The sequence below is a fragment of the Enterobacter soli ATCC BAA-2102 genome (genome assembly GCF_001654845.1).
GTDB classification, from domain to species: Bacteria; Pseudomonadota; Gammaproteobacteria; order Enterobacterales; family Enterobacteriaceae; genus Enterobacter; species Enterobacter soli.
Genome location: NZ_LXES01000059.1, coordinates 1 through 7,678, shown reverse-complemented (window position 1 = coordinate 7,678; position 7,678 = coordinate 1). Strand labels below are relative to the sequence as shown.

General features: G+C 65.6%; 7 protein-coding genes. All 7 read right to left on the bottom strand.

The features are described from left to right. Positions 1-47 precede the first annotated feature (47 nt). The 7 genes from M987_RS24825 to M987_RS23410 all read right to left on the bottom strand — a co-directional run bounded on the left by M987_RS24825 (position 48) and on the right by M987_RS23410 (position 7,600). A complete protein-coding gene (locus tag M987_RS24825) occupies positions 48-212 on the bottom strand; it encodes a hypothetical protein (protein ID WP_157506106.1) in 165 nt (54 codons plus the stop codon). A 696-nt stretch (positions 213-908) separates the two neighbouring features. Next, complete coding sequence (locus M987_RS23435) at positions 909-1,307, bottom strand: hypothetical protein (RefSeq protein ID WP_014063914.1); 399 nt, start codon at positions 1,305-1,307, stop codon at positions 909-911. Next, entirely contained in the window at positions 1,304-2,104 is an 801-nt protein-coding gene (locus tag M987_RS23430; RefSeq protein WP_014063913.1) for an EAL domain-containing protein, read from the bottom strand. Before M987_RS23430 ends, M987_RS23435 begins: the two co-directional genes overlap by 4 nt. A 204-nt stretch (positions 2,105-2,308) precedes the next feature. Continuing rightward, complete coding sequence (locus tag M987_RS23425; protein ID WP_014063928.1) at positions 2,309-3,307, bottom strand: fimbrial protein; 999 nt, start codon at positions 3,305-3,307, stop codon at positions 2,309-2,311. Then, the gene (locus tag M987_RS23420; protein WP_014063929.1) at positions 3,298-6,030 is read right to left on the bottom strand and encodes a fimbria/pilus outer membrane usher protein; all 2,733 of its coding nucleotides are present in this window, start codon (positions 6,028-6,030) and stop codon (positions 3,298-3,300) included. Before M987_RS23420 ends, M987_RS23425 begins: the two co-directional genes overlap by 10 nt. A 60-nt stretch (positions 6,031-6,090) precedes the next feature. Continuing rightward, entirely contained in the window at positions 6,091-6,861 is a 771-nt protein-coding gene (locus M987_RS23415; protein ID WP_014063930.1) for a fimbrial biogenesis chaperone, read from the bottom strand. 187 nt (positions 6,862-7,048) lie between these two features. Then, a complete protein-coding gene (locus M987_RS23410) occupies positions 7,049-7,600 on the bottom strand; it encodes a fimbrial protein (RefSeq protein WP_014063909.1) in 552 nt (183 codons plus the stop codon). Between the last annotated feature and the right edge of the window lie 78 nt (positions 7,601-7,678).

The window sequence follows — 7,678 nt, the reverse complement described above, 5'->3', positions numbered from 1 at the left end:
CTTTTTCTTATAAATGTGGTTTCTTACAAGTCAAGCCCCCGCCTGTCTCACCCTTCATCCCGTGCCGGCACCTCCGTCAGCAGCGCCGGCAGACGCCTCACCCCCAGACGCCTCAGTCCGCTGTAACGCTGACCATACAGCGTCTTCACGCTCCTCCCCGTCTGACGCGCCAGCGTCTGCACCGGCACGCCACTCATTGCGCCCGTCAGCACCCGCCATTCCCCCGCCGTCAGCGGCGTCACCGCACCCCCTTTCCGCCGCCCTCCCTCACCCAGCGCCTCCCGCAGCGTGTTCAGCGGGGCACCGTACGCCACCCCGCCTTCCGCCCCGGCTCCCTCCGACCACAGCACCCGCACGCGTACCCCCGGCAGCAGCAGCCTCACCTGGCGGATAAACACCCGCCCTGACTGCGGTGCCCCCGCCAGCGAGCACACATGAACCAGCACCTCATCCAGCTTCCACAACCGCCCGCCCGGCACCCGCCAGAACGCCTCTGCTGAGCCCACCTCCGCCAGGACATGGCACCCGGGCTGCGACCTCAGCAGTGCCGAGAGCCCCGTCCTGCCCGCCGCATTCCCGTCCACCACTGCCACATACCGCGGCGGGCCCGGCTCCGTCTCCTGCCCTCTACGTCCGCGCATGCACGCCCCCCCGCCGCTCTCCCTGAAGACGCTCCATCGTCAGCGCCCCCTCTCCGTCCCGTTCCGGGTACAGGGAATACACCTCATCCCCCGCCGACCCGCGCAGGCTTATCTGTATTGCCGGGGCGATGACCATCACTGCACCGCGTGGCAGCACCGGCTGACAGCCCGGCGCAACGCGCCCCCTTTCCTGGCCCGGAAGCACGCACAGCCCTGCCGTGACCAGCAGGCAGACCGGCCACCCCGCCCGCCTCATCCGACTGTCTTTCATGACACCCCCCCCTTCCGCCGTTCGCGGGCCAGCATCTGCCACACCCCCTGCAGTCCGGCTGAGCTGCTCTCCGGCGGACGTTTTCGCGCACGCCGTTTCGCCGGAGCGGACTCCACCACGGCCAGTATCTCCAGCGTGTCCATCACTTCCCTCTTCATCGGTGTGAGCCCCTGCCGCCACGTTCGCCGCACGCTCACCCGCGCCTCTCCCTGTCCGCAGATATAGTGCATCATGCCGTGCGCCTTCACCGCGCTCAGACCAAACTCCACCGCCATCTCCTGCGCCGTGAAGGGGCGTCCCAGCGCCAGACCCCACTGCGCTATCCTGATATACAGGGGCTGGTGTTTTTCCCCGTCATGCCTCTTCTTTTCCGTTCCGGTATCACTTTTTTTCATGTGTCTGCCTCCCGTGATGAACGTGTACTCACACCTGTTACCTGTACCGGGACCGTCAGCAGACCCCCGGCACTCACCGCCGGCCAGAGCCAGCCCTGCCCCGCCCACATGCCGGCGCGGGACACCTGCGCATACTGCACCTTCGTTTCCACCCCTTCGGCCAGCATCCGTGCCCCGTACCGCAGGGCAAAACGGTTCATACTCGCCAGCAGCGCCTGGCCGTCCTCCGTCGCCGCAAGCGTGGTGAACATCGTCCTTTCCAGCTTGATAACCTCAAAGCGGCGGGCCATCAGGGCCGACAGGCTGGTGCTGCCGGTACCAAAGTCGTCAAGCCACAGCGGCGCCAGCCTGTTCAGCCCGTCCAGAAGGGACGCATCATCCTCACCGCCTAAAAAATACTCACTGATTTCAAGACGCAGCCACGGCTGCATGTCATGCAGGCGGTCGCGGACCCACAGGTCGCGGAGCACGAGTGCGGCAAGCGACCGGTTAATGTTCAGCGTGGCAAGCACCCCTTTTGCCTGCAGCCACGGCAGGCAGGCCTGCAGGCAGTGCACCTGGGCGTGCAGCGCCAGACGTAACTGGGTGGCTGCGGCCCGCGCATAAAACGCTTCCGGGGACAACCACTCGCCCGGTGTGCCGGCGTCCGCCAGACGCGACAGCATCTCCACCGCAACAAGACGGCCGTCTGTCCGCCGGACCGGCTCAAACACCATCGACAGGGCGTAGCGCTTTCCGCCAAAACGCACCTGCTGCGGTACGGGGATGACCAGGGTGAGGTTGTTCAGGTCGGACATTCAGTACCTCCGTGACCGCGCGGGGCGGCGGGGTGAAGCATGTAAAAAAATGCGCCGGCCGGACGCTGAACCGGCCGGTGCAAAGTGTCCGCATCGCGTCGGGTATACGAGTGACGGACAAGACCTACTGCTGCTTTCTTGTTATCGGAGACGGTCAGGGCGTCAACGGTACGCCCCGGCCGCGTTCCCCTGGTGTTATCCTCTTTACTGCACGGTCACATTAATCGTGGCGGTGGCCCGTACCGTACCGGCACTCACGGGGCCGGTACGCACAAACCGCACTCCCCAGGTCTGTGACGTCGACGTGACGAACCCCGCCCCTGCCACGCTCCCGTTGGCATTCACCCGGTTGCCGTTACCGTCCACCACCTCCACGCCGATGCCGGTGGCGGTTCCGCTGTTTCCCAGCAGCGTCGGGTCGCTGCTGTCCGTCTGTGCCGCCGTCAGGCTCAGCGTCATGCCGCTGGTCTGAATGTTGGCCGGACAGGTCACGCCCACCGTAAAGGACCGTTGCGGACCGGCATCCCCGACAGACGCAAAACGCAGCATGCTGACGTTGCCAAACTCCACGGCCGGTATGCTGTCGACCACACACTCCGGTACCACCCGCGGCGTCGTTGTGTTACGGATTGTCAGTGTCCGGGTCGTGCCGTCTGGCATCGTCAGGGTACCTTTCAGCAGCGGCCCCGGGCTGAACATGGCCTGTGAGATATCCACCACACCGCTGGTGTGGACCACACGCCAGGTCAGAGAATTCCAGTTAAATCCGCCGGTTGTTTTGACCCCGTCCGCCGCATTGATGCCTGACTGCACCCCGTCCGTCCGGTTTGCAGTCAGGCGCAGGCCAATCCCCGCTGTTTCACCCGAGCGCGTCCACAGGTCTCCGCTGTTTCCGCCGGCAAGCCAGGTCCAGGTGGTGTTCGTAACCGGCTGACCGCCATCATCGGTACAGTAAAGCGCTGCGGCAGCAGAGGAGCCGCTCAGCACTTCCGACCAGGAGACAGAGGCCAGCGTTGAGCCCGCCGGAATGCTCAGGTCACCGATGGCTATGTCCAGGTAGCGCTCGGTATCCGTGCCCCATCCGGTACAGCCGGCCGCCTGCGCGGCGGTCCCCCACAGCAGTCCGGTCAGGAGCAGTACGGTACCCGCCGCCCGCCGGCAGGCGACGGGGCGGGACATCAGTTGATTCAGTTTCACGGGCATTCTCCCTGCTGAATGACGGGTAAGCGCTCCGCATCTGCGGCGGCCATGTCTGCTGCGGTAAGCCGGTAGGGAATACGGCACTGGCCTTCGGCCCCTTCGCCCCAGGCGACGCTGAGGATGCCCTCATCCGGCATGCCGCTCATGTACACCTGGCCGGCATCGCCGGCGATCCCCATTCGCTGCCCCTGCGCATCACTGTCGCTGTGCGCCTGCACCAGGGTGACTGTGGTCCCGAACGGCAGCGGGCTGCCGTGACGCGTCAGCGTGAACAGGACCTGACGGCCCACCGCCGTCGTGAAGCTGGCCAGCACCACAGCGCCGCGCAGCGGCGTCACCGTCTGGCTGTTGATCCCCAGGGTCACCTCCGGACCGGCCGACAGCGGGTCAAGACTCACCCGGTTGCGCCGGTAGGGCTGAAGGCTGGTCATGACCGTATACCCGCGCCCGTCGGTCCGGGCCCCGGTGGTGTTCTCCACCCGTACCCCGTCCGCCCCCGGTGCCCGCACCAGAGCCAGGGTCTCCCCCAGGGACTGGGAGAGCGTCACGCCGTAACGGGTGGCCACCACCCCGCCCTGCAGGCCATAACTGAGCTGCTGCTGGTCACGGCCGTAACTGTAGCCGGCTGACACCTTGCCCCGTCCGCCGCTGTAGCTGCCGTTGAGCGCCCCGTTGTTCGTGTCCTTCACGCCGTTCTCCCCCCCCGAGACCAGCGACTGGCTGGCCCCCCATGACAGGCGGTTATCCTCCAGGGCGGTTCCCCCTATCCCGGCGCTGTGTGCCGTGCGGCCGGTATCGTCATGCGTCATGCCGTAGTTGGCCCACAGGCTGTGCGGCCACTCACTCCCCATCAGCCAGTCCTGCAGGGGGAGCTGGATGTTCAGGCTGATCTGACGGTCATTTTTACGGTCTGACCCCGGCCAGGCACTCAGCATGTACCCCAGGCTGTAACTCACCCGGCGGGCCGTCACGCTGTAGTTCAGGGAGACGGACCGCTGGTCGTCGTCCAGGTCCCAGTAGGTTTTCCGGCTGCCGCTGAGCGACAGGGAGCCGATGTCCCCGAGCCGCTGGGTCAGGTTCAGCTCCAGTGACTGACGGGAACGGCCGTTGATGACGGGCGTGCTCCACACGCCGTCCGGCGTCCAGGAGGTGACCGTGCTGTTGTTCCCGGCCAGCACGCTGGCATCCCGGAAGCTGTAGTACCCCTGCGTGGAATAGCGGTAGGCGGCCAGGGTGACCGTGGTCCCGGTCTCCGGCACCCCCTTGGAGTAACGCAGACGCCAGGACTGGCCGTCACTCTGCCGGTCACCGGGCAGTACGGCGTACGACTGCGTCACGTCGGCGGACAGCGCGCCGAACACCCCCAGTCCCGTCCCGCTGCCCAGGCTCCAGGCCTGATAGTCATCGCTGAACAGCCCCCCGCCATACAGGGTGATGTCATACGGCAGACCGTAGATGAGGGAGCCCTGGGCAAACTGCGGGGTCCGGCTTTCCTGGCCGCTGTTGCGGTAGCGGCCGGCAGTCAGGCCATAACGTAACTGCCCCTCACGCTGCATGACCGCCACCGAAGAAAATCCCTGTACAAAACTGTGCGTGGTCCCGTCCGCTTCCCGCACCGTGACGTACAGGTCACCGCTGAGTGAGGAGGAGTTCAGGTCGCTGATTTCAAACGGCCCCGGGGCCACCGTGGTCTGATAAATGACGTTGCCGTTCTGGCTTACCGTCACCCGGGCGTTACTGCTGGCCGTTCCGCGGATGACCGGGGCAAAACTGCGCTGCCGGTCGGTATACATGTCATCATCAGAGGCCAGCTGCACACCGCGGAACTGCACGCTGTCAAACACCTCGGACGGGGTGTAACCGTCCCCCACGGTCAGCAGCCCTTTCACCGGCGCCACCGGTCGCTGAACCCAGGTGTTGATCGCATTCCAGTTCCGGGTGGTCCGGCTCACGCCGCTGTCGGTCCTGTCGGTGCTGCGCGTCAGCGTGTTGAGGGTCAGGGTGGAGAAGTTGCGCAGCTGCCAGGCGCCGAGGTTGACGCCGTTGTTCAGCGACAGAAAGTAGCTGCCGCCTCCGTCGCGACCGGCACTGTCCGCGCCCCGCGCCCGGGTGTGGCTGGCGCTGAAGTTGTAGTCCGTCATGGCCGCCGTCAGCCCCTCGTCCCAGAAGCGCGCATCCACCGCCCCGCTCTCCTCACGGGCCAGGTAAATCTCCGGGACCGTCAGGTCAAGCCGGCCGCGGGCAAAGTCAAAACGGGCCCGTGCACCGGGAACCGCCTCCAGCAGGCCGGGGACCGGTATGGCGGCATGCTCCGGGTCGGTCTGAATGCCGCTGCCGTCAAAAGCTGATGCACGGAGCCCCAGGTAGAGGGCATCGTTCACCGACAGCGCCGCGGCGAGGCGTCCCGTGCCGGGCACCTCCCGGAAGGCCACGTCGCGGGACTCAACATAGGTATCATTCAGGCGGATCTCCACGGGGTAGATCCCGGGCAGCTGCTCACCGCGGGCAAGACGGGCCAGCGCCGCCTCATCTATTCCGTCCGTGCGGGGCCTGTCACTGCCGGTTCCGGACGTCCCCAGCCCCAGCAGGGCCGGGTTAAAGTAATCCTCCGCCTGCACCGGGCCGGCGGCGGCCCCGCAGAGCAGCATTATCAGGACTGCCAGCCGGCGCCGTCCGGTGTCCGGGTCATGCCGGGCCATCACGCCCGGGAAAAACACATCACGCATAATCAGATCCTGTTCAGCAGAAAAGTGTCATCCCCGCAGGACCGCGTCCCGCGGGTGGCATCACCGTGCGGTCACCGTGAGGGCCGGCGTCAGCCCGCCAAAGTCGTTCAGGGAGACCCAGGTGACGGCATTGCCGTGTGCCTTTTCCGGCAGCGTCCAGGACTGTGTGCCCTTCGGCGGGACCATGCGCTGGTCAGCGTCCTCCACCGTCACGCCCCCCACTTTCAGGCTGTTAACGGTCACGTTATAGACCGTGGGATTGGTGGCAGTGAGGGTGTTGCCCTGGCGGGAAAAGGTCAGGGTTTTGTAAGCTTCGGACGGTTTTCCCGGCAGTCCGGCCGGACGGTAAAAGAGCTTGATGCGGGTGTTGAACGCAAACTGCACGTAGTTGGTGTCCGGAGACGGTTTTTCACTGGCGGCAATCGACTTGATGTTCAGCCAGAACACGGACTCCCGGTCGCGGGGGAAGTCACCGCGCGCCCTGACAATACGCACGCTGTTCTCCCCTTTATCCTGACGGTACAGCGGCGGGGTGGTGATAAAGGTGCCTTTCGGCAGCTCGGCGGTTTTCTCGGCGCCGTAGCCCTTATAGCTTTCCACCCAGGTCTGGATAAGGAAGGGAATGGTGGAGGTATTGATAACGCGCACCACGGCCCCGTTATCGGCTTCGTTATAGACGACCCGCGTGGCCCCGACGGCGATGCCGCCGGTCACTTTTCCGGCCTGCAGGGACGTGGGCTCTGCGGCGACGGCCTGTGCCGGCAGCGTGAGGAAAACAGATAACAGGGCCAGCAGGCAGGCCGGCAGGGATGTCCCGGACAGGGACGACATCAGGGGGTGACCCCGGTAAGCAGGACGACAGCAGCGTAATGACATGACAACCCCAACAGGATTTCAGACAATAAGGGACCGCGCCGTAAAGAAACGGCACAAGAATAACGGGCGGTGTGGAGCCGGATATGCCCCCGTGAAACACGGGGGCGGCACTGCATCAGAGCAGCGTGTTACAGTCCACGCATCACGCGTAGGTGAAGGTCGCCGTGGCGGTGCCGACCACGGTACCGGCCACGGCCGTGGTGGCCTGTACCAGCGGCACAATCTGCGCCTTCAGGTACAGGGTGCCGGCCTTGGAGGTGGTCCCGGTCAGCGGGGCGGTGGCACTCAGGGTACCCACCGGCAGCGGGCCGGCCGGGAAGGAGCCGACGCTGGTGCCGCCGATGATACCGATGCCGACGTTGGTGGCGGTGCCGGTGCTGGCGACGACGGAGGTGAAGCCGGTCACGTCAGAAGCGGCGGTGGTGCCGCCGAGGGTGACGGCGGCGGTGCTGTAGGAGGCATCACAGCCGGAAAGGCCGAACTGGAAGGTCACGGGTGACAGGTTGCTGGCGTTGAGCAGGTCAGACGGACCGACGGTCGGCAGGGTCACGGTCTGGTTGATGTTCGCCGCGGCAATGGTGCAGGTCTGCGGGGTGATGGTGCCGTTGACGGTCAGGGTGGCGGCGGAAGCGCTGTACGCGGTGGAGAGCACCACGGCAGCGAGGGCCAGTTTGACAGCGTTGAGTTTGGTCATAAAAGTGTCCTTAAAGGAAACGGATTAAGTGTTCAGAAACGGGGTTCCGGGTTAAGGGGATGACGGGTGTCATCAGGA

Excerpts from the sequence above, each read along its gene's own strand:
- M987_RS23435 (WP_014063914.1), bottom strand. The coding sequence starts at position 1,307 with ATGAAAAAAAGTGATACCGGAACGGAAAAGAAGAGGCATGACGGGGAA.
- M987_RS23430 (WP_014063913.1), bottom strand. The coding sequence starts at position 2,104 with ATGTCCGACCTGAACAACCTCACCCTGGTCATCCCCGTACCGCAGCAG.
- M987_RS23425 (WP_014063928.1), bottom strand. The coding sequence starts at position 3,307 with ATGCCCGTGAAACTGAATCAACTGATGTCCCGCCCCGTCGCCTGCCGG.
- M987_RS23420 (WP_014063929.1), bottom strand. The coding sequence starts at position 6,030 with ATGCGTGATGTGTTTTTCCCGGGCGTGATGGCCCGGCATGACCCGGAC.
- M987_RS23415 (WP_014063930.1), bottom strand. The coding sequence starts at position 6,861 with ATGTCGTCCCTGTCCGGGACATCCCTGCCGGCCTGCCTGCTGGCCCTG.
- M987_RS23410 (WP_014063909.1), bottom strand. The coding sequence starts at position 7,600 with ATGACCAAACTCAACGCTGTCAAACTGGCCCTCGCTGCCGTGGTGCTC.